The 21,943-nt window shown below is 44.7% G+C and carries 17 protein-coding genes; 5 read left to right on the top strand and 12 right to left on the bottom strand.

Features of this window, described 5'->3' with window-relative positions; all coding sequences use genetic code 11:
• Positions 1-84 precede the first annotated feature (84 nt).
• Complete coding sequence (locus VRU48_RS07910) at positions 85-3,078, top strand: glycoside hydrolase domain-containing protein (protein ID WP_330107381.1); 2,994 nt, start codon at positions 85-87, stop codon at positions 3,076-3,078.
• Between the two features lie 71 nt (positions 3,079-3,149).
• Complete coding sequence (locus VRU48_RS07905; RefSeq protein WP_330107380.1) at positions 3,150-5,492, top strand: PDZ domain-containing protein; 2,343 nt, start codon at positions 3,150-3,152, stop codon at positions 5,490-5,492.
• Positions 5,493-5,535: 43 nt separating this feature from the next.
• Here VRU48_RS07905 and VRU48_RS07900 read toward each other — a convergent pair whose 3' ends face one another.
• From VRU48_RS07900 to VRU48_RS07865, 8 genes are all read right to left on the bottom strand, one after another.
• Positions 5,536-6,399, bottom strand: coding sequence for a discoidin domain-containing protein (locus VRU48_RS07900; protein ID WP_330107379.1), 864 nt, complete (start codon positions 6,397-6,399; stop codon positions 5,536-5,538).
• Between the two features lie 8 nt (positions 6,400-6,407).
• On the bottom strand, positions 6,408-8,243 hold the full coding sequence (locus tag VRU48_RS07895; protein WP_330107378.1) for a RagB/SusD family nutrient uptake outer membrane protein: 1,836 nt from the start codon (positions 8,241-8,243) through the stop codon (positions 6,408-6,410).
• A gap of 11 nt (positions 8,244-8,254) precedes the next feature.
• Positions 8,255-11,599, bottom strand: a complete 3,345-nt coding sequence (locus tag VRU48_RS07890; RefSeq protein ID WP_330107377.1) for a TonB-dependent receptor — start codon at positions 11,597-11,599, stop codon at positions 8,255-8,257.
• 153 nt (positions 11,600-11,752) lie between these two features.
• Complete coding sequence (locus VRU48_RS07885) at positions 11,753-12,871, bottom strand: FecR family protein (protein WP_330107376.1); 1,119 nt, start codon at positions 12,869-12,871, stop codon at positions 11,753-11,755.
• Between the two features lie 75 nt (positions 12,872-12,946).
• Positions 12,947-13,534 (bottom strand): RNA polymerase sigma-70 factor, encoded by a 588-nt coding sequence (locus VRU48_RS07880; RefSeq protein ID WP_330107375.1) that lies wholly within the window; start codon positions 13,532-13,534, stop codon positions 12,947-12,949.
• Positions 13,535-13,715: 181 nt separating this feature from the next.
• Positions 13,716-14,072, bottom strand: coding sequence for a DUF6970 domain-containing protein (locus VRU48_RS07875; RefSeq protein ID WP_330107374.1), 357 nt, complete (start codon positions 14,070-14,072; stop codon positions 13,716-13,718).
• A gap of 16 nt (positions 14,073-14,088) precedes the next feature.
• The gene (gene hppD / locus VRU48_RS07870; protein ID WP_330107373.1) at positions 14,089-15,219 is read right to left on the bottom strand and encodes a 4-hydroxyphenylpyruvate dioxygenase; all 1,131 of its coding nucleotides are present in this window, start codon (positions 15,217-15,219) and stop codon (positions 14,089-14,091) included.
• Between the two features lie 91 nt (positions 15,220-15,310).
• Positions 15,311-16,477, bottom strand: a complete 1,167-nt coding sequence (locus tag VRU48_RS07865) for a homogentisate 1,2-dioxygenase (protein ID WP_330107372.1) — start codon at positions 16,475-16,477, stop codon at positions 15,311-15,313.
• Positions 16,478-16,728: 251 nt separating this feature from the next.
• Here VRU48_RS07865 and rpiA point away from each other — a divergent pair, with 251 nt between their 5' ends.
• The 3 genes from rpiA (at position 16,729) to VRU48_RS07850 (ending at position 19,484) form a co-directional block, all read left to right on the top strand.
• On the top strand, positions 16,729-17,436 hold the full coding sequence (gene rpiA / locus VRU48_RS07860; RefSeq protein WP_330107371.1) for a ribose-5-phosphate isomerase RpiA: 708 nt from the start codon (positions 16,729-16,731) through the stop codon (positions 17,434-17,436).
• A 90-nt stretch (positions 17,437-17,526) separates the two neighbouring features.
• Entirely contained in the window at positions 17,527-18,522 is a 996-nt protein-coding gene (locus VRU48_RS07855) for a fumarylacetoacetate hydrolase family protein (protein WP_330107370.1), read from the top strand.
• A gap of 74 nt (positions 18,523-18,596) precedes the next feature.
• Positions 18,597-19,484, top strand: a complete 888-nt coding sequence (locus VRU48_RS07850) for a flavin reductase family protein (protein ID WP_330107369.1) — start codon at positions 18,597-18,599, stop codon at positions 19,482-19,484.
• A 165-nt stretch (positions 19,485-19,649) separates the two neighbouring features.
• Here the strand turns inward: VRU48_RS07850 and VRU48_RS07845 are convergent, their stop codons facing one another.
• The 4 genes from VRU48_RS07845 to VRU48_RS07830 form a co-directional block, all read right to left on the bottom strand.
• Complete coding sequence (locus VRU48_RS07845; RefSeq protein ID WP_330107368.1) at positions 19,650-20,063, bottom strand: DUF1801 domain-containing protein; 414 nt, start codon at positions 20,061-20,063, stop codon at positions 19,650-19,652.
• Between the two features lie 43 nt (positions 20,064-20,106).
• Complete coding sequence (locus VRU48_RS07840) at positions 20,107-20,640, bottom strand: C40 family peptidase (protein WP_330107367.1); 534 nt, start codon at positions 20,638-20,640, stop codon at positions 20,107-20,109.
• A gap of 125 nt (positions 20,641-20,765) precedes the next feature.
• Positions 20,766-21,137, bottom strand: coding sequence for a magnetosome magnetite crystal formation protein family (locus tag VRU48_RS07835; protein WP_330107366.1), 372 nt, complete (start codon positions 21,135-21,137; stop codon positions 20,766-20,768).
• A gap of 67 nt (positions 21,138-21,204) precedes the next feature.
• Complete coding sequence (locus tag VRU48_RS07830) at positions 21,205-21,906, bottom strand: SDR family oxidoreductase (RefSeq protein WP_330107365.1); 702 nt, start codon at positions 21,904-21,906, stop codon at positions 21,205-21,207.
• Positions 21,907-21,943 lie beyond the last annotated feature (37 nt).

Here is a 21,943-nt window from a genome sequence, read left to right as displayed (position 1 = left end):
GTTTTTGACTTAATTTTTGCCACACTGTTAAACAACGTAGAAAAAAATTAAATTTACCATCAGTTAATTTTTAAAACCTCATCCATGAAAAACTACCTTATTGTGTTGCTGTTCGGCTGCACATTTCCCTTTTGGGCTAATGCCCAGCAAGTCAAATACACCGCTGGCAACAACGGCTGGAATGCCGATTCCTTGGGCAACCAACGTGCATTGGTCAGCTATACCGGTGCCGGAAAAATTGCCAAAGTAAATATCGAATGGCGCCGTAGCGATCCCAATCCCGAACAAAAGGCAATTATTGTACAAGATGCCAAAACCGGAAAAAAAATAGAAAACATATTGCCGCTGTTGTTAAATAAAGAACGTGGCATCATTTGTTTCGAGCCTACCAGTGGCGCCGGAACTTATTACATTTATTATCAGCCCTACAAAAACGAAGGCCGATCTAACTATCCCAAAGGAATTTATCCGAAACAAGGCAAGCTGCCCAATTGGATAGCCCCAAAAGATGCAGAACTGATGCCTGTTAATGCCAAAGCGCTCCAGTTGGAATCGATCAATGCCTTTAACAACGTTTACCCGATGGAGGTGATTGCAACCAGTGCCGAAGTAGCCAAGCTAAAAGCGCAGCATGCCGAACCCGCTTACTTGGTATTTCCAGAGTACAGGATGTACCCCATTGTGATGAAGAACGATATTCCGCAACGCTGGATAGCCAATGGGCCTCAAAAAACATTTGCAGATATAGCTTTAAGAGGCGAAAACTTCTCTTTTCAGTTAGGGATTTATGCCTTGAAGGATTTGCAGCACGTGAAGCTGAAATTCAGTGATTTGAAAGACAAATCGGGTAACAAAATAGCGTCGCAGCTCTTTTCTTGCCTCAATACCGATGGCACCACCTACGATGGCAAGCCGTTTAGCAAAGAAGTTGATGTGCCTCAAAATCAGGTGCAGGCCTTGTGGTGCCTGCTTAACGTACCTACTGCCACCAAAGCCGGAACCTACACAGGCACGGTAGAGGTATCGGTGGCCAACGCGCCTGTGCAAAGCATCAAAATCAGCTTAAAGGTTGATGCACGCGTGAGCAAGGAAAACGGCATCAATGAACCTTGGAAACAAACTCGCCTGACTTGGCTAAACTCTACTTTGGCGCAAAGCAATACGGTAATTGCGCCTTATACGCCTTTAAAGGTAGAGGGAACGAGCATTAGTTTGTTGGGACGTAAGGTAGAACTGGATAAAAACGGTTTTCCAAAACAGATCCAGACGTTTTTTAGTCCTGAAATGACCGATTATACCACCACACCAAATAATTTATTGGCCGAAAATATCCATTTCCATTTTGTGCGCAAAGCCGATGGCAAAAACATCGTATTGAAAGATGGCGGGGTAGAATTCACCAAAAAGGAAGCCGGAACGGTGCAATGGAAAACCACCAGTGCGAACGACAGTCTGCAAATGGACATCGCAGGAAGCTTGGAGTTTGACGGCTTTATGTCGTATACGGTTAAAGTTACGGCATTGAAAGACCTCGATTTAAAAGACGTAACCATGCACATTCCGTTTAACAAAACAGCCGCTACCTATTTGATGGGCTTCGGCCAAAAAGGTGGCGAACGCCCCGAAAAATTTGAATGGAAGTGGGATGTAGCCAATAAAAACCAGGATGGTGCTTGGTTGGGCAATGTAAATGCTGGCTTGCAGTATTCGCTTCGCGACGAGAAATATGTCCGTCCGTTAAACACCAATTTCTACCTGCAAAAACCTTTATTGCTCCCAACTTCTTGGGGCAATGGCAATAAAGGCGGCGTAAGCATCGGCATTAAAGGCAGTTCGATGCTGGCCAATAACTATACCGGCGAACGCGAAATGAAAAAAGGAGAGGTGCAATATTACAACTTTACACTATTGATTACCCCTTTCCACACCATTAACACCGATTTTCAATGGGAGAACCGCTTTTACCATAAGTACAATTCGATAGATAGCATCAAGGCTACTGGCGCTACGGTGGTCAACATCCACCATGCTACGCCAATTAACCCTTGGATCAACTATCCGTTTATCGAATACGGCAAAATGAAAAGCTACATTGCCGAGGCGCACAGCAAAGGCCTAAAAGTGAAAATCTATAACACCGTTCGCGAGCTGTCTAACCGCGCCTACGAAACTTTCCCGATGCGCAGCTTGGGTCACGAAATCTACTCGCCAGGCAAGGGGGGAGGCTTTTCTTGGTTACAGGAACACGTAAAAGACGATTACATTGCAGCCTGGTTTGTACCCGAAATCAAAGATGCAGCCATTGTAAACAGCGGCATGAGCCGTTGGCACAACTATTATGTAGAGGGCATGAACTGGCTGACCAAAAATGTGGGCATCGACGGCATTTATTTGGATGATGTGGCTTTTGATCGCATTACGATGAAACGCATCAAGCGCGTATTGACGCAAGATGGCCATCCGGGTATTATCGACCTACACTCGGCCAACCAATACAACAAGAGCGATGGCTTTAACAACAGCGCCAATTTGTACATGGAACATTTTCCTTACCTGAACCGTTTGTGGTTTGGCGAATATTTCGACTACGAAAAGAACAAACCCGATTTCTTCCTGACCGAAGTAAGCGGTATTCCGTTTGGCTTGATGGGCGAAATGCTGCAAGATGGCGGCAACCAATGGCGAGGCATGATTTATGGCATGACCAACAGACTGCCTTGGTCGGGCAACAACGATCCAAGACCGATTTGGAAAGTTTGGGACGATTTCGGCATGAAAGGCACCAAGATGATTGGTTACTGGTCTACAAATTGCCCGGTTAAAACCAGCAATCCGCAGGTTTTGGCTACGGTTTATAAAAAACAAGGCGCAGCTTTGGTGGCCATAGCCAGTTGGGCAGACCAAGATGAGAAAGTTACCTTGAACATCGATTGGCAAAAACTAGGCATCGATCCGGCAAAAGCCAGTATTAATATTCCAGGAGTTACTAACTTTCAACAGGCGCAACAGCTTACCGCCAATAGCGAAATTACAGTGCCTAAGGCCAAAGGCTATCTGATTGTGATTAAGCAGCACTAAATAACTAGGCAAGCCCCCTGCAAAAGCTCGGGGCTTGTTTGTATCTTGTTGGCTAAACAATACCTACACCTATGAAAAAACAATTGTTGATGCTTTGCTTGGGCATATTGCCCAGCTTTTTATGGGCGCAAAAAAAGCTTTTTGTATCGCCTGTTGGCAACGACACTCAAATCGGAAGCCTAAACCAGCCTTTAAAAACACTACAAGGCGCACTTCAAAAAGCGCAAAGCCTTAAAGGCGAAGCAGTAGAAATCCTTTTCAGGAAAGGGACCTATGTGTTTGACCAGACGGTAACAATTTCGAACAAAAGCATTACGTCGCGTTCATTAAAAATACAGTCCTACCAGCATGAAAAAGTAGTTTTTAGTGGCGGAAAAAAAGTAAGCCTCCAATGGACGCCTTATCGCGACGGAATTTATAAAGCTCGCTTAGCGTCGGCTGTCAATCCTGATCGGCTGTTTCTGAATGGAAAGGTGTTGCCCATGGCGCGTTACCCGAATTTCGACGAAAAAGCAAGGATTTTTAACGGTACGGCTGCCGATGCCTTGGCCAAAGAGAGGATTGCCCGTTGGCAAAACCCCAAGGGAGGCTATATCCATGCCTTGCACGCTGGCGAATGGGGTGGCTTTCATTTTGAGATTACGGGTAAAACAGGCGATAAACTGGATTATGTGGGGGGCTGGCAAAACAACCGCCCTTCGGCCATGAACAAGGAGCACCGCTTTGTAGAGAATATTTTCGAAGAATTGGATGCACCCAACGAGTGGTACTATAACCAGGCAGAACAAACACTCTATTTCTATCCACCCAAAAACTTAGATCTGACCAAAGCCGATTTTGCCATCAGCAATTTAACAGACTTGATCCATATCGTAGGAGATCGTGCAAAGCCAGTTCAAAACATCAGCATTGCCGAAATAGACTTTACCCAAACCGCCAGGAGTTTTATGTTCACCAAGGAACCCTTGTTGCGCAGCGATTGGACCATTTACCGTGGAGGTGCACTTTTGTTGGATGGAACGGAGAAAATTACGGTTACTGGCTGTAATTTTTACGAATTGGGTGGCAATGCCATTTTTGTAAGCAATTACAACAAGAATAATCAGCTCAAAGACAACCACATTTATAACATCGGGGCAAGTGCCATTTCATTTGTGGGCAGTGCCGATGCCGTACGGTCGCCTGCTTTTAGGTACGAAAATTTTGTGCCTTGGACACAGATGGATTTTACCAAAGGTCCAAAAAGCGACAATTATCCGCAGTATTGCTCGGCAAACGGCAATCTTATTCATCACATTGGTACCATCGAAAAGCAAGTGGCCGGAACCGAAATCTCGATGGCAGCGCATATCACCATCAGCCATAATACCATTTACGATGTGCCAAGGGCAGGTATTAATGTAAGTGAAGGCACTTGGGGTGGCCATATCATCGAGTTTAACGATGTATTTAATACGGTGTTGGAAACAGGCGACCATGGGGCATTTAACTCTTGGGGTCGCGATCGCTATTGGCGCCCGGGAAGAAAAGTGGTAGACAGTATTGTAGCTGCAAGGCCTGGAATTGAATATTTGGATGTAATCGACCCCATTGTACTGCGCAATAACCGTTTTCAGTGCGACCATGGCTGGGATATTGACCTGGACGATGGAAGCACCAATTACTTGATCTATAACAACGTGTGCTTAAGTGGTGGATTGAAACTCCGGGAAGGCTATCACCGTACCGTAATCAATAACATCATCATCAACAATACTTTTCATCCGCATGTGTGGTTCAGCAACAGCGACGATACTTTTGCCCATAATATCGTGTCTACGCCTTATGCGCCTATCGGGATGAATGCTTGGGGCAAAAAGGTGGATGAGAATTTCTTCCTTTCGCAGGCAGGCTTAGCGGCTGCCCAAAAACTGGGACTTGATGCGAACAGCAATTATGGCGATGCACAATTTATAGCGGCCAATACTGGCGATTACCGCGTGAGGCCAACTTCGCCGGCATTGAAAACAGGGTTTAAAAATTTTGAGATGAATTTTGGCGTAACCGAACCGAACTTAAAGAAACTGGCAACCAAACCACCGATCAGACCGATAAAGGCATTGGCCAGTCAGCAACAAGGGGCTACCTTTGCTTGGTTGGGGGCTACCTTCAAAAACATAGAAAGCTTGGGCGAACGCTCGGCTGCGGGTTTGCACGACGATCATGGCGCTTTGTTGATTAATCTGCTGCCACAGTCGTTGGCTGGCCAAAACAAATTGCAGAAAGGCGATGTAATCATTGCATGGGGCAACGAAAAAGTCAATTCTATACTCGAACTGCAACAACTTATCCAAAAAAGCCAGTTTTTGAGTGCTGCCGAAATAAAGATCATCAGAGATCAGCAGGAAAAAACGCTGAACATTAAACTGAAATAAAAAAAGGGGCGAAATTTTCGCCCCTTTTCGTTTTTGAGATTGCCTAATAATTTTGTTCGGCAGCCAATTCGAGATCAGTTAAAATAGCGGTATAAAAACTCATGTCGCCCAAAGTGGTAAAAGTAGGATTGCCACTTGCAGCTAAAATCAATACTTTAAAATATTTGGATTTATAAGATTTGTCGAGCTGCAGGATATTTTCTGTAGTTACTACCCCGGTACCAACAGGCAGACCACTGGCCGAAGTCCAAACCCTGGTGTAGTTTACGCCATCAGTACTGGTGTCTAAGCCAAATTGCGTAGGCCTACCGGTTAGGGTGGTGTTTTGCCTAAAGTAATACCTGATTTGAGATAATTCCGTTTCGGTTGGAAAGGCTATGGTGATCCAATGGGGAAGTGGCTGCACATTTGCCGACCATGCCGAGTGCCAGTAGGTGGCCTTATCTCCGTCGACCAGATTTGACTTTGGTCCCTCGGTTGTTTCCTGCGTATAGGTGTCGATCATGCTATTGGTGACAGGAATTTTAGAGTAAACAGTATTGATGCCTCTCCTGATGGGGGTAACGGTATTTGTGGTGAGTATAGCTCCACCAACCTTGTCTGTTTTGGTGGCATTAAAGGCTTGTACCTCAAATTTATACTGGTATTTGTTGAGCAAACCATCAATGACTAGCGAATCGGTGTATTTGCTCACGTTGGTGGTGACGATTTTTCCTTTCTTCTCGTACCTCACTTCCAGGTATAGAAAATTACTGTCCTTAGGCAAAGTCCATTTAATAACGGCGCCACCTACAATAGGCTTTGCGCTTACGTTTGATATATCTGATGGGCCATTGACCTTAGTTTCATCTTTTTTGCATGCGGCTAAGCAAAACATAGCCAGCATAAGATATAATATCTTTTTCATAATATATTTTAATATCCAGGGTTCTGAACTAGTTTATTATCCTTGTTGATTTCGGCGATAGGGATTGGCATTAAATAGAATGCCGGCGACCTGAATACTCTAGGGAAGGATATTTCTGTCACTTTGAAGAAATCGATATCTGTAGTTCCCTGGATGTTCATGCCTTTGGCCTTAACGCCCAAAAATCTTTCTGCATCCATCCACCTTCTCAAATCCCAGAAGCGATGGTTTTCCATGTACAATTCGATTGATCTTTCCTGCCTAACAATGCTTCTCAAAGTAGCTTGGTCGTTGGCACCGCCAATTGGCGCCCAAGCCACGTCGATGGTAGGAATGCCGGCCCTGGTTCTTACCTTGTCTATATAGGTTTTGGCCAATGGCAGGTTTTGGTTGTATTCAATAAGGGCTTCTGCATAATTCAGGTATAATTCTGCCAGCCTAATGATCGGCCAAGGATAAGACTCTGCAATGGTAGGCTGGGCCTCTTGTGTTTGGCCTGCCCCGAATTGAGGATTAACTCCTTTTTTGTTTAGGTAGCCCGTAGGCGGATAGTTGTTGCTTCTGGTTTGAATGCCATGTGCATCATTTTTTCTGAACTGCAATTGTACCTGGGTAACGTTATTGGCACGCTTAATTTCGTAGTAGCTGTTATGGTAACCAATCCAGGCATTAAAGCGTGGCTCCCTATTTAAATTGAGCGAAAGCGTGTTGCCCAACGGCCCTGTAGCGATGTTATATCGGCCACTGTAGTTAAACGCAGGATCCTTGTCGATAGGAAGGCCATTGGCCGAGTAGAATGTTTCGACCATAGCCAAAGTAGGCGATACGCCATCGTAGGCACCCGGATTTAAATAAGGCGTGCTTTTGTTTTGGAAATCATAGATGCCTTCTCGTCTGGTATCAACCCATAAGAGCTCTTTCGAAGTTTTGTCAACAAAAGTGTACCTCAGGTCTTTTTGTGTTTGGTTGGATGGAAGACCGGCTACGGTTGAATTTGAATACAGCACCGCGCCATTGGCTTCGGCAAGGTCTATGGCTTCTTTGGTAGCATCAATAGCCTTTTTCCATTTTTCCTTGTCGTAGGTAGAAGAAATGAGCTGTTTGCCTTCCGTATCTTTAAAGTTTGCATAAAAACTGGCTTGCAGGCCACCTCCGCCATTAAACAAAGGAGAAGCCGCATACAAAAGCATGCGAGATTTTAAGGATTTGGCTGCTATTTTAGTAGCCAGACCATATTCGTTGTTGTCGGTACGGGTAGTAGGCAGAACGGCAGCCGACTCGTCAAATTTTTCTACGATGAAATTAACACATTCGTCGTAGGTATTTCTGGCATCGTAGGTGTCGGGACTCGATTCTACATCTTTAATGTTTCTTATAATCACCACCGGGCCATACATCCTAACCAACAAGAAATGATAATAGGCAATTAAAAAATTGGCTTGAGCCTTGTAATCGGCCTTTTTGTAGTCGGGCAAGCCTGGCACCTTGTCTATATTCTGCAAAAGGATATAGCAGGTTCTGATGCCTTTGTACAAAGGCGCCCAATAGGTAATTACCGGATTGGAAGCAGTATAGGTGCCTTTTGGAAAGTTGGCGAATGTTTCGTGCTCGAATGCGGTTACAACCTCGTCGCTGGTCATAAAGTCGAGCGAAGTGGCGCTAGCCCTTGGATTGGGGATAAAAGAGTAGCAAGAATACAAGAAATTCTCGGCCACGATCGGGTCCTTAAAAGCATCATCTTCGGTTGGCCTTTCGTCGGGAACCACATCCAGAAATTTCTTGCAGCCTGTGTTCGATATTGTTATCAAAGCAACAATAAGGAATATATATTTTAACTTATTCATAATCTTAATCATTAAAAGCCCATTTGTAAACCAATATTAAATACGCGTTGAGTAGGGTAGCTTAAGCCTGCGCCTCCGCCTTGTTCAGGATCCCAAAGCTTGAATTTTGAAAAGGTAAGTACGTTCAGACCGCTCAGGTATACGCGGGCGAACTTGAAACGATAACCCATTTCTATGTTTCTCAGCTTGAGGAAAGAGCCATTTCTTAGCCAGTAAGACGAGTTGGCCGTATTGTTCGGATTGTCTAGCTTGCTTAAACGAGGATAAGAGGCATAGATATCTGGGTTTGAAGGGCTCCAGTGATCTTCGGCTACGAAAGAAAGCACGTTTCGCTGGTCGCTTGTTCCGAACGGATGAAAGCCGCTTAAGAAGAAAGAGGTTCTGGCTACGCCTTGGAAGAAGAACGAAAAGTCGAACTTTTTGTAATTGAAGGTTGGACCAAATCCGTAAACAATTTCAGGAACCGTTGGGAAACCCATACGCACCATATCGTCGCTGTTGATCAAATTCTCGCCGGTAATATCCTGGTATTTGATATCGCCAGCCTGAACAACACCACCTATCTGTTGCACTGGACTTCTGTTGATTTCTGCCTGGTCGATAAACAGGCGTTGCGCTACATAGCCTAATTGCTGATTGATAGGATAGCCTTGCCTCAACAGGTTTTTGTATTTGGTAAAGGCCGGTTCATCATAAGAAAGTACTTTGTTTCTGGCAAAAGTAAACGTGCCTTTAAAGCCCATGGAGAAATCCTTGCCGAAGTTTTCGTTGTAAGAAACCGACAAATCAATGCCCCTGTTTAGTACTTTGCCCAAGTTGCTGTAAATGGTAGTACCTGTGGTACCAAAGAAATCAGGTATAACCTGGCGGGTCAGGAAGATGTTGCGGCGATTTTCCTTAAACACGTCAACTGTTAAGTTTAGCTTGTTTAAAATCGTCAGATCCATACCCAAATTTATTTTTTCGGCTATTTCCCAAGTAATGTTCGGGTTGGCAAAACGGTTGTAAACCGGTCCGCTTTTGGTATAATCCTGCGATACGCCTGTGGTATAGCTTTGTCCGGTTAGGGTAATGTCTGAGAGGTAAACAAATCTGTCAGATCCAATCTGGTCGTTTCCAACCAATCCCCACGAACCCCTGAACTTTAACAGGTTGATGACTTTGGATAAGGGCTCGAAAAACTTTTCGTTGCTCAATACGTAGCCAAGCGCTGCAGATGGGAAGAAGCCGAACCTTTTTCCTTCGGCAAAATTCTCTGAACCGTTGTAGCCAAAGTTAAATTCGGCTAAATATTTATTGTCGTAAGAATAGGTTGCCCTTCCGGCAAAACCTTGCGATCTTCTAGGCAAAGAGTTGATAAAGCTGGAAGGGAGGTTGGCATTGTATTCTTGCTGATTGTATAAAAGCAAGCCCGAAACGGAGTGCTTTTCGCCAAATGTACGCGAATAATCAAAAGAGGTTTGGAAGTAGATCGTCCTGTCGCCGCCAAAAGTATTGGTGGTGGCCAAGGTTTCCGATTGTGGCGAGCCTACCATCGACAGGTTGTATTTATAGCTGCCGTCTGGATTGGTGCTATAGCTGGCAACTTCATACTGATTAATGCCCCTTGTTCTTACCGTTTGAGTTTGAGAGAAGTTTTTGAACGAGGCTAAGGCTTTAAATGACAATCCCTTGGTTAAGAAATCCAGCCTTTGCTCTCCGTCAACAATGGCCAAAAGGGTACTTTGAAAATCGTTCCGGTAGCCATTCACCATTCTGGCATAGGGATTCACAAAGCCGTTGTTAACGCGGCCCCCGGTTTTGCCTCCAAAATAAATGCTTTTTGTTCCGGTAGGATTAGGGAATAAAATCGGGAAATCTACCGGATTGGCGTTAATGGCATTGCTATAAATATCGCTGGCCAGTAAACCAGGTCCTTTATAATCCCTAAGCTGTGTGTTTAATTTAAGGGAGAGCTTGGTGGTATTGGTTAAATTGGCATTGATGTTATTTTGGAAAGAATACCGCTTTACAGAAATATTGTTGGAATAAGAGTTGAGGTCTGAGTTTTTAAGAACACCGTTATCCATGTTCAAGGTTCCGCTCATAAAATAGTCTACCTTTTTGCCACCGCCCTGAAAGTTTAGGTTGATGCTTCTGTTTTGGGCATTGTTCTTGAACATTTCGCCATACCAGTCTACATCAGGAAATACATAGGGGTTTAAATGGTTTCTGGTACCGTTTATTTTTTCCTGAGAATAAGTGAAATCGGTTGTTGGGGTAGAGGTGCTTCTGCCGATTACCGCCTCATTATACAACTCCATAAAGGTAGCGCCATCTACAAATTTAGGCACTTTGGTAGGGGTTGATAAAGAGTTTTCCAAACGGATGTTCAACCTGGCTTTTTCCAGGTCCTTACCGCTTTTGGTGGTAACGATCATTACCCCATTGGCACCTCGGGTTCCATAAATGGCGGTAGCCGTGGCATCTTTTAAGATAGAGAAGCTCTCGATTACTTCGGGAGCCAAGGCATTTAAATCGCCCGCCGAAATGGCTACACCGTCTAAAATAATCAAGGGATTGGTAGCGCCACTAAAGGTAGAAATACCCCTGATAAAAAAGGAGGCACCGTCTGCACCGGGTTCGCCCGTACGTTGATAAGCCACTACACCGGCCAGTTTGCCCGCAATGGCATTAGATAAATTACTGGTAGGCACTTTCAGTTCTTCTGGTTTGATAGAAGTTAAGGCGCCCACCACGCTTATCTTTTTCTGCTTGCCGTAACCAACTACCGATACCTCGTTTAAGCTTCCCGCTTCGGGTTCCATGACGATCAAAAGGTCTGTTTGGTTTTTTACAGCAATGGTTTTGGTTTTGTAACCCATATAAACGATTTCCAAAACGTCGTTAGGATCTACTTCGATGCTAAATTTACCATCGTTGTCTGATTGCGCCATTGCTTTCGAGCCCACCACGCGGATGGTTGCTCCAGGGATAGCCTGCCCGAGTTCGTCTCTAATAATGCCCTTGATCTTGTAGCCAGCCCCTTTTCGGGTTTCTATGGGTGTTACGGTTTCTGTAGGCTTGTCTTTGATGATGATCGTGCCCGATTGGATGAGGTAGGTTAAAGGCAGGTCTTTGAGGCAGGTGTTTAATGCTTCGGCAAGATCGGCATTGCGCAGCTTTACGGTAATCAGTTTCGATTTGCTCACCAAGCTTGCATTGTACAGCAGATCGAGCTTAGACTGCCTGCTGATTTTGTCTAATACAACCGATAGCTTGGTGTTGGCTTCTGAAAGTGAAATTTTATCCTGTGCCGAAGTGGCGGCACTTACTTGAATGAACAACGAAAACATTAGAATCGTAATCAGATTCATTGTTTTCTTGATTTTATTTTTTGCATAGGGAAGCCCCTTACAATTAAAATTGCAAAATCTCATAGGTTTAGTTTAGGTTTATGTTATTTAGTTTTTAGTTGATAAGCCAGGTATTAGGTGCCATGGCTAGTAGGGTTTGGTGGTATGTAAAGTTTATTTCATAATCACTAGCCTCCTTCCGTTCAGTTTAAAGTTGATGTTGTTGGCAAGCTTAAGCACTTGCAAGGTTTCGCTTAACGACTTTGATTTGGAGATCCTTCCCGAAATGAAAAGGCCTTCTGTATCCAGGTTATAGGAAACGTCAATGTCGTACCAGCGTGAAAGGTCTTCCATAACCGATCTGATATTGTCTTCATGAAAGATGAAGAAGCCGTTTTTCCAGGCCAGTTCATTTTCTATTTCCACTTTTTCTACTTTAATGGAATCTGCTTTAACTATACTCTGCTCTCCGGGCAAAAGATATTTCTGGGCTTGGCTTCCCGCTATTTGCGTATTGGTTACCCTAACACGGCCCTCGACCAAGGTTGTTTTGATTGGCCAGGCTGGATAGGCTTTCACATTGAAATGGGTACCCAGTACATCTATCTGCTGATTGTTTGTGAGTATTTTAAAAGGATGGGTTTTATCTTTTGCAATTTCAAAATAAGCTTCGCCAGTTAACGTTACCGATCTCGATAGCTTTGAAAATGTAGCAGGAACAACCAGGTTGCTGTTGGCGTTGAGGTAGATTTTGGAGCTGTCGGCCAGTTTTACCGTCAACAGTTTTCCTTTGGCTATGCTAAACGTGTTCGACTGTTGTGCCGATGTAGCACTGGATGATGGACTGAAAGCGTAAGACACAGTGGCCGAATCGAGTTTGATAAGAGTTGCGCCTGATTGGCTGATCGTGTCGCCTGTTTGGTAATGGTCGAAATTAATGACCGTTCCATCGAATAAAATAAGTCCTGATGAGTTTTTAAGGTTTTCTGGTACAGGTTTCCTCGATTGGGAAAACCAAAACGATAGGCCAATGATGGTCATAACCGAAGCGGCTGCTATGTATTTCCAATAGCCTTTCTTTTGCTTGGGTTTTTCGAACGCGATGATGTTTGATTGAATCTGACGAAAAATTTTCGCCCTGGTTTCTTCAAAATCGCCCATTTCAGGCGTGGCCCAGTGCTCCTTGCCCTGTTGAAAACGTTCGTAAAACGCCATCAGTTCCTCCTCTTCGCGGGGAGAAATATGGCCTTGCAGGTAATGGTCAATCAGGTATTTTAGATGCTCTTCCGTCAATTTAAATTTGGTGTTATTTTATGTAAGTACCATTGACGGGCACTATCCCCCAAACACAGCTCAAAATAAATGCAATTAATTCCAGGTTTCGTACAGAAATAGCAACAGCCAAAACAGAAAATCGCCCATATTTAGCCTGAGGCGCTTGATGGCGATGGTAATTTGGTTTTCAACGGTTTTTGGAGAAATATTGAGGCGGGTAGCGATTTGCTTTACGGTAAGATGGTTTTTTCGGCTTAAGATGAAGATCTCCCTGCACTTTTCGGGTAGCTGCTCAATGTTCTCGTCAAGAATTCTGTTCAGTTCCTTTTCGTTCAAAAAGTTTTCCGGGCTTAACGGGTCGTTGATGATTTCTTCTGTGATCAGCAGGTCGGTTCTGCCTTTTCCATCCCTGATGGCCTTAAAAACCTGAAACTTTACCGAGGTTAAGAGGTAGTTGTTCAGGTTGTCTATTTTGTTGGTGGTTCTTTTTAGCCAAAGCTGCGTAAAAATATCCTGTAGTATGTCTTCGCACAGTTCCCTGTTTCTTAATAAATTAAACGCAGAAACATATAACTTGCTCCAGTACTTATTGTATATTTTTTCAAATGCACTATGATCATTGTTGCATAATGATGCAAGCAGGTCATTATCTGGCCATAATTTGTGCTGAGGGCTCGTCATTTCTAAATTGAATTTACAACATTTATTTTAATATAACGGAAATATTACCTGCTCTAAAATGTTTTAGAAAAGAGGAGAGCTGTTCTCCATTTTTTTTCGTTGTTTAGCTCAATCGTATCGTCAATAGACGGCAATAAAAAAGGGGCGAAATTTTCGCCCCTTTTTGTTTCAAATTATCAATCTATTTCCGTTCGTCTTGCCAGACCAGTCGCTCGTTCTTTCGTTTTTCAACAAAATCGGCACATTTGCCATCGCCTTTGCCGGTAAAGCCCCCATCGGGATTGCAAATCAATTTACAATTACTGTCGTACAAGGCGCTGGGTATGTCGCAGCAACGGGCAGGGATGTAATAAACCTTTTGTCCGTTGTAGTCATATTCATAAACCTTGGCCGGTGGGTTCCATACCTCTTCGGCTTTGATGGCCGCTATCTTTTGCAAGACGCATTCGGGAGCGCTTATATTCAGCTCTTCTTTTTTACAGGTACTTGCCTGGGCAATCAGCACCAGTACAAATACAGTTTTTAAAGCATTTAACATAAGCTTGATTTAAGATTTAAAGATTTCCTCTTAACTCTTGCTCGCGTTCTAAAGATTCGAAAAGAGCTTTGAAATTGCCCGCACCGAATGATTGCGCGCCTTTTCTCTGAATAATTTCGAAGAAAAGCGTCGGACGGTCTTCAACTGGCTTGGTGAAAATCTGCAACAGGTAGCCTTCCTCGTCGCAATCAACCAAAATGCCCAGTCCTTTAAGCAACTCTATTTCTTCGTCTATTTCGCCAACGCGGTTAGGCATCATCTCGTAATAAGCTTCTGGAGGAGCACTTAAAAACTCCACGCCACGTGCTTTGAGTGCGGTTACGGTTTCTACGATGTCTTTGGTAGCTACAGCGATGTGCTGCACGCCTTCGCCCTCGTAAAACTCCAAATATTCTTCAATCTGCGATTTCTTTTTGCCTTCGGCCGGTTCGTTGATCGGGAATTTTGAATAGCCGTTGCCATTGCTCATTACCTTGCTCATCAGGGCCGAATATTCGGTATTGATCTGCTTGTCGTCGAAAGAAAGAATGTTCACAAAGCCCATTACTTCTTCGTACCATTTCACGGTTTCGTTCATGCGGTTCCAGCCCACGTTGCCCACGCAATGGTCGATGTACAACAATCCCGTTTCTGCAGGGTTATAGTCGCTTTTCCACTCGCGGTAGCCCGGCATAAAAATACCATTGTAGTTTTTGCGCTCGATAAACATGTGGATGGTTTCGCCGTAGGTATAAATGCCCGACATTCTTACCTCGCCATGTTCATCGCTTAAGGTTTGAGGCTCCATGTACGGCTTGCCACCACGTTTGGTGGTTTCTTCAAAGGCGCTATAGGCATCGTCTACCCATAAAGCCAAAATCTTTACGCCATCGCCATGTTTTTTCACGTGCTCGGCAATCGGGTGGTCCGATTTAAGGGCGGTAGTTAAAATCAGCCTGATTTTGCCTTGCTGCAAAACGTACGAAGCGCGGTCGCGAACGCCGGTTTCAGGTCCCGCATAGGCCAGCGATTGAAAGCCAAAAGCCGTTTTGTAGTAGTGGGCGGCCTGCTTGGCGTTGCCTACGTAAAACTCGATATAATCTGTTCCGTTAATGGGAAGGAAATCTTGTGCCTTCGCTATTTTTTCTGCAAATGTTTGTGTGCTCATTGTTTGTAATGTTTAAAATGCCTGCCTGCGGTAGGCAGGTTGTAAAGTTTTAAGGTTGTAATGTTGAGCGCTTTGCGCCAAACGCACAACGCTATTCTACATTAATCTGCCAGCTTTTGTGATAGCTTTCGTCTTCAATGGCTACGGCATCTTCCGTGAGCATCAAAGGCCTGAAAGGGTCGATCATGACGGCCAGCTCTTCTGTTTTTTCTTTTCCTATCGATTTTTCTACGGTGCCTGGATGTGGTCCGTGCGGAATGCCTCCAGGATGCAGGGTAATTTGTCCCTTTACTACGCTTTTTCGGCTCATAAAGTCACCATCTACATAGTAAAGCACCTCGTCGCTGTCTACATTGCTGTGGTTATACGGCGCCGGAATAGAAAGCGGATGGTAGTCGTATTTGCGCGGCACGAAAGAGCAAACCACAAAATTGTGGCCCTCAAAAGTTTGGTGTACCGGTGGCGGCTGGTGCAAACGACCGGTTATAGGCTCGAAATCGTGGATAGAAAACGCCCAAGGATAATGGAAACCATCCCAGCCCACAAAATCGAAAGGATGGGTGCCATACACGTAAGGATACATCATGCCTTGTTTTTTGATCAACACCTTGAAATCGCCAAACTGGTCGATGGTTTCTAGGTTTTGTGGCCTTTTGATATCTCTTTCGCAATACGGAGAGTGTTCTTCCAACTGGCCAAACTGGTTGCGGTAGCGTTTGGGTGTTCTGATTGGGCTAAAGCTTTCGATGATGAAAAGCCTGTTGGTTTCGTTGTCGAATTCCATCTGGTAAATGGTGCCACGCGGAATAACGAGGTAATCACCGTATTGGAACTTGATTTGGCCAAAACCGGTTTTTAGCGTGCCTGAACCTTCGTGGATAAAAACCACTTCGTCGGCTTGGCTGTTTTTGTAAAAATAATCGGTCATCGATTGACGAGGGGCGGCCAAAGAAATATGCAGGTCGCTGTTTACCAAAACCGGTTTCCTGCTTTTCAGGTAGTCGTCTTCGGGCTTGATGTTGAAACCGATCAGACTGGTATGGCGTAGATGTTTCTCGCGGGCAATTTTAGGTTCTACCGAATACGGTTCGCCCAACGATTTGACAATGGTTGGCGGATGGCAATGGTAAACCAAGGAGTAAAGACTTGAAAAGCCTTCTGTCGAAACCAGTTCTTCAGCGTAGAGATTGCCATCGGGTTTGCGAAAAACCGTATGTCTTTTAGCTGGAATGGTTCCTAAAGTATGGTAAATTGGCATAACGTTAGGTATATTGGTTAGAATGTAATTATATAACGATAAAAACGATGAAACGTTTTTGACAGGCGCTCAGATGGAACGGCTTATAAAGAATATTGCGCAAAAATGATCTTGGACAGCATGGCATACCTGAACGCAGCGAGCACCTCGTTGGCGTTATGGTTCTGATATGAAGGGTTGTCGATCATTTTCGTGACTAAATTAGGGTTTTTAATCGACAAAGTTTCAAATTTCTTTGTTACTTTTAATTGATGGCAGCTGCAACCCTAAATAACCGCAACCTAGCAAAGCAATTGGCAGCCCAAGAAGCTGTGAAACTGGTGAAAAACAATGATATTGTAGGACTGGGTACGGGCTCTACCGCACGCTTTGCCTTGATGGCATTGGCCGAGCGGCTAAAGGAAGGCCTCCAAATCAGGGGCGTACCGAGTTCGCTAGCTACCGAAGCACAGGCCAAGGCCTTGGGCATTCCCTTGTTGCCCTTGGGCGAAGTGGCTCAAATAGACATCAGCATTGACGGGGCCGACGAATTTAACGAAGAACTGCAACTGATTAAAGGTGGCGGCGGTGCCTTGTTTAGGGAAAAAATAGTGGCTTCGCTAAGCAAGAATAGGGTAGTAGTTGTCGATTCGTCGAAAAAAGTAGCCCAGTTGGGTGCTTTTAAGGTGCCGGTTGAGCTGGTTCCGGTTGCCTGCAGGTATGTACTCGACCAGTTCGAGGCATTGGGTGGCCAGGCGCAGCTGCGGTACAAAAACGATGCGCTTTTTATCACCGATAACCAAAATTACATTGCCGATGTTGATTTTGGCCTCATCGCCAACCCGGAGGAACTGGCCATACAGCTGAACCAAATTGAAGGGGTTTTGGCACATGGCCTTTTTATCGGTTTGGCCACCAAGGTTATCATGGCTACAGGCGAGGGGTTGCTTGTTTTTGAGCAAAGCCAAAAAGGTTCATAATCAGCATATCTTTTAAAATCTTCAGGCCAAGCGTTGTACAGGTTAATGTAAAACGCTAGCTTTATCGCGTCATTTAGCCAAATATTATATATGAAATTAGTATCCTATAAAACCGAAGATAGAGAGCACTTGGGCGTTTTTGTAAACGGTCATATCTACAATTTGAACTCATGCGACAAGCTGATTCCCGATGAGATGAATGCCTTTTTACAAGGTGGCGAAGAGCTGATGGACAGGGCAAAAAAAATCAGCCGGTCTATTGCCGATGGAACATTGTCGCCGAAAGAAGAAATTTTTTATGAGATTTTGGCTCCGGTGCCACATCCAACTTCGTGCAGAGATGGCTATGCGTTTAGGCAGCACGTGGCTGCGGCCAGGCGCAACCGTAAGGTAGACATGATTGCCGAGTTTGACCAATATCCGATTTTTTATTTTACCAACCACAATGCCGTTCAAGGCCCGGGAGAGATTGCGTGTATGCCAGACCATTTCCAGAAACTGGATTTTGAATTGGAGGTAGCCGTGGTTATTGGCAAAAAAGGAAGAAACATCAAGGCTGCCGAAGCCGACGACTATATTGCTGGTTACATGATCATGAACGACATGAGCGCCCGTACCTTGCAGATGGAAGAAATGCTGCTGAACCTTGGTCCGGCCAAAGGCAAGGATTTTTCTACGGTAATTGGTCCATGGTTGGTTACGCCCGATGAGTTGGAACCTTACAAAGTAGCCTCAAAACCTAATCACGTAGGCAATAACTATAACCTTAAAATGACCTGCAGGGTAAACGGCATTGAAGTTTCGGCCGGTAATATGGCTGATATGGATTGGACTTTTGCCGAAATTATTGAGCGTTGTGCTTATGGCGTTGATATTTTGCCAGGCGACGTAATTGGCTCGGGTACAGTAGGAACGGGATGCTTTTTGGAACTGAACGGCACCGGCTTGCTTAATGATCCAAACTACAAAGTACAATGGCTGCAACCCGGCGATAACGTAGAAATGGAAATTACGGGCTTGGGCGCCCTGAGCAATGTTATTACCAAAGTAGATACTGATTTTTCGATTTTGGCGCTGAAAAAATAGATACCAAGTACACTTGCGAAGTTTTTAAAACTTCGCAAGTGTTATTTGCCTTCCAACCTTCCAACCCTTCTAAAATGCTTACCCTAAACACCGCCGATCTTTCGCCAGTACAGTTACAGAACTACCTGCAATATGCCATTGCGCCTAGGCCGATTTGTTTTGCTTCTACGGTTGATGCCGATGGACAGGTCAACCTTAGCCCGTTTAGCTTTTTCAACCTGTTTGGCAGCAATCCGCCGATGTGCGTCTTTTCGCCGGCACGCCGGGTTCGCGATAACACCACCAAGCATACTTTAGAAAATGTGTTGCAGGTAAAGGAATGCGTGATCAACATTGTAAACTACGCCATGGTGCAGCAAACCAGCTTGGCCAGTACCGAATATGCCAAAGGCGTAAACGAATTTGAGAAGGCGGGTTTCAGCATGCTCGAATCGCTTACGGTAAAGCCGCCAAGGGTAGCCGAGGCTCCGGTACAGTTAGAGTGTGTGGTAAAGGATGTGATTGCGCTGGGCGACCAGCATGGTGCCGGCAACCTGGTGCTGGCCGAAATTAAGGTCATCCACATCAAAGAGGAGATTTTAGATGCCGATGGCAAAATAGACCAGGCCAAAATAGATTTGGTGGCCCGTTTGGGTGGCGATTGGTATTGCAGGGTAACAGCTGAAAATCTTTTTAAGGTGGCCAAACCACTTACCACTTTGGGCATCGGTGTAGATGCTTTGCCGGTATCTGTTAGAAATTCGAAGGTTTTAACGGGCAACGACCTGGGCATGCTGGGCAATGTAGAACAGCTGCCAAGTGCCGATGAAATAGACGGCATGCGCTGGAATACTGCGGTAAAGGATATTTTGGATGCCACCATTGGCGATGCCAATAACCGCGAACGCGAACTGCACGAACTGGCACATCAAATGTTGGCCCTTGGTCATGTACAAGATGCGCTGAAGGTGGTATTGCTCTAGCTGATGTGCCATGTTGCACTGCCTTTGTTAGCTAAACCTTATTGAAGCGAACACGAAATGCAATGGCGTAAAGCGGAAAGAAGGGCGGCAATAACCAATGGGCACTGCTGTTGTTTTTCAAATCTAGGAAAGAAGGTAGCTAGTCAATAGTTTACAAGCGAGGAGTTATCCCTGTTTCAGGTTGTTGTACGATTCCTCGCAAAGCTTTTTAAGCGCATCCACATTGATATCGGAAAGCTTGTTGATGTAGAGGCAGCCTTTTCCGGTTTTATGCTTGCCCAAATCGGCCAGGATAGCTGATTTTTCTTCGGCCTTGCAACCCAAAATGTATAAACTGATGTTCTGTTTGCGTGGCGAAAAGCCCATCATGAACCAATCGTTGGTACGGCCGTTGTCGTATTTGTACAGGTAATCGCCTACGCCAATAATGGCCGATCCCCACATCTTTGCCTTTTGCCCTGTTACTTCTTCCATGAGCGTACAAATGGCTTTGCAGTCGTTTTGCTTTACGGTATCGGTAATTTGGGCCAAAAAATCTGCTACCGATTGTGCGGTTGCCTTGGTTTTAAGTTCTGCCATGATAGTTTGAAGTTAAGGAAAATACCTCGAATTGCCAATGCAATTACATGATGCTGACGGCCTTGATGAAACGGCCTTTGTAGTAGTTGTCGAAATCGGTAATGGTTACGCCATTGGCCTTTCCGGAGGTAGAGTGGATGAATTTGATGTTGCCTTCGTTGTCGATAGAATAGATGATGCCCACATGGCCAATCCTTTTCGATTTATGGCTGGTGCCGGTAAAAATGAGCACGTCGCCAACTTTTGCTTCCGATAACTTAACAGGAACACCGGTAGCGGCAAATTCTGGAGAGGAGCGGGGCACCTTGAAACCAAAATTGCCAAAAACATAGCTTACAAAGCCTGAACAGTCAAAGCCTCTACTCGGATTGCTGGAAGCATACCTGTAAGGAACACCAATCATGGATTTGGCAAAATCGAGCAGGCTGTTGGCTTTAGAAGTGGCCACTTTTGGAATGTTGCCCAGGATTTTTTCCATCATTTTTTGGTACTGTGCCGGCAACGACACATTATCCTGAGCCTTGCTGCTTAAGGCAAAAGCAAATAGGAAGCAAAAAATGAATAGGGATTTCTTCATAAATCGCTTCAAAGATAGAAAAAAAATATAAATAGGGTAAGGTGTTGAAAACTTGTGGCTTAGTGCAAAAAAAAATCCTGCCTCTTAAATTCAAAGACAGGATTTGTTAGGTTTAACCGTCAAATTTAAATACTCGAGAACATGCTTTGTGCTTTTTCTCCAATAAAAGGGATCGGTTTTTTTTGGCCTTGTATGGCGCCAATCAATCCAATAAGCCAAAGTATGGCCAAGGCAAGCCATAGCACATTAAGCAAATAGCCTAGAAAAACAAGGCCGGTTGTAATGATGATGGGTACCAGGACGATAGAAAGTAGAATGTACAGGACAGTTGAAACGATGGCAAATAATAAGGTTTGCCTTAAATGGTAACGTGCCAGCTCGGTTTCCTTGTCTTTGTACAGCGCAAAATAGGCGATTAGCCAACCAATAATAGAAAGATAGCTAACAATTGCCGCCGCTTTGCCGTCGTCGGTGGTGGAGAAGTTTTGTGTTTCCATATAGTTTTTAGTTTTAGTTCTTTGGCAGGAACAAAACTAATGCCAAGTATGGATATGCTGTTGTACACTAAGGTGTTGTAACCGCTACGGGCAATACCTTTCCGTTGAAGAATTTATGTCCGGTTTTTGCAAAATCGGCTACGTATTTGCCCATTTCGAAAGCCATTACCGGACTTTCGTAGCCTGGAAAGGCTGCTTCGAGCATTTCGGTTTGTGCCGAGCCCAAGGCCAAACAATTGACCTTGATGCCTGTATTGGCCAACTCAAAAGCCAGGCATTCGCTCAACGTATGCAAAGCGGCCTTGCTGGCCGAATAGGCGACCAATCCCGGAAACTTGACGCTGCCCTGAAAACCGCCCATGCTGCCAATGTTTACAATGTGCGCACCGCTTCCCATAAAACCCAAGGTATAGCGGATCATTTTAAAATGGCTCATTACATTATGTTCGAGCATGGTAGCCATATCTTCTTCGGTGGTTTCTACAAAAGGCTTGTTAATTAGGCTTCCGGCATTGTTAATCAGGATGTCGACCGTTCCCAAACGTTCTTTGATGAAAGGAACAAGCGCGGTATAATCGTCATTTACCAAATCGAAAGCCACGGGCAATAAAGTACAGTCGGGATTGATGCCTGTAGCAATTTCGTGCAGCTTGCGCAGCTTGTCGGCCGAGCGTGCAATACACAATATCTTGTTTTTGCTGTCTAGCGCAAATTCGAGAGCGGTTTCAAAGCCTATGCCACTGCTGGCGCCTGTAATGATAACGTTCATGCTTTATTGTTGGAAGGTTGTAAAGTTGAAATGTTGT

Source organism: Pedobacter albus (genome assembly GCF_036324255.1).
GTDB lineage: Bacteria > Bacteroidota > Bacteroidia > Sphingobacteriales > Sphingobacteriaceae > Pedobacter > Pedobacter albus.
The sequence above is the reverse complement of the archived record's forward strand: the minus strand, read 5'-3'. Positions and strand labels throughout refer to the sequence as shown.

Coding starts and splice junctions, on each gene's coding strand:
- VRU48_RS07910 (WP_330107381.1), top strand. CDS start 85: ATGAAAAACTACCTTATTGTGTTGCTGTTCGGCTGCACATTTCCCTTT.
- VRU48_RS07905 (WP_330107380.1), top strand. CDS start 3,150: ATGAAAAAACAATTGTTGATGCTTTGCTTGGGCATATTGCCCAGCTTT.
- VRU48_RS07900 (WP_330107379.1), bottom strand. CDS start 6,399: ATGAAAAAGATATTATATCTTATGCTGGCTATGTTTTGCTTAGCCGCA.
- VRU48_RS07895 (WP_330107378.1), bottom strand. CDS start 8,243: ATGAATAAGTTAAAATATATATTCCTTATTGTTGCTTTGATAACAATA.
- VRU48_RS07890 (WP_330107377.1), bottom strand. CDS start 11,599: ATGAATCTGATTACGATTCTAATGTTTTCGTTGTTCATTCAAGTAAGT.
- VRU48_RS07880 (WP_330107375.1), bottom strand. CDS start 13,534: ATGACGAGCCCTCAGCACAAATTATGGCCAGATAATGACCTGCTTGCA.
- VRU48_RS07875 (WP_330107374.1), bottom strand. CDS start 14,072: ATGTTAAATGCTTTAAAAACTGTATTTGTACTGGTGCTGATTGCCCAG.
- hppD (WP_330107373.1), bottom strand. CDS start 15,219: ATGAGCACACAAACATTTGCAGAAAAAATAGCGAAGGCACAAGATTTC.
- VRU48_RS07865 (WP_330107372.1), bottom strand. CDS start 16,477: ATGCCAATTTACCATACTTTAGGAACCATTCCAGCTAAAAGACATACG.
- rpiA (WP_330107371.1), top strand. CDS start 16,729: ATGGCAGCTGCAACCCTAAATAACCGCAACCTAGCAAAGCAATTGGCA.
- VRU48_RS07855 (WP_330107370.1), top strand. CDS start 17,527: ATGAAATTAGTATCCTATAAAACCGAAGATAGAGAGCACTTGGGCGTT.
- VRU48_RS07850 (WP_330107369.1), top strand. CDS start 18,597: ATGCTTACCCTAAACACCGCCGATCTTTCGCCAGTACAGTTACAGAAC.
- VRU48_RS07845 (WP_330107368.1), bottom strand. CDS start 20,063: ATGGCAGAACTTAAAACCAAGGCAACCGCACAATCGGTAGCAGATTTT.
- VRU48_RS07840 (WP_330107367.1), bottom strand. CDS start 20,640: ATGAAGAAATCCCTATTCATTTTTTGCTTCCTATTTGCTTTTGCCTTA.
- VRU48_RS07835 (WP_330107366.1), bottom strand. CDS start 21,137: ATGGAAACACAAAACTTCTCCACCACCGACGACGGCAAAGCGGCGGCA.
- VRU48_RS07830 (WP_330107365.1), bottom strand. CDS start 21,906: ATGAACGTTATCATTACAGGCGCCAGCAGTGGCATAGGCTTTGAAACC.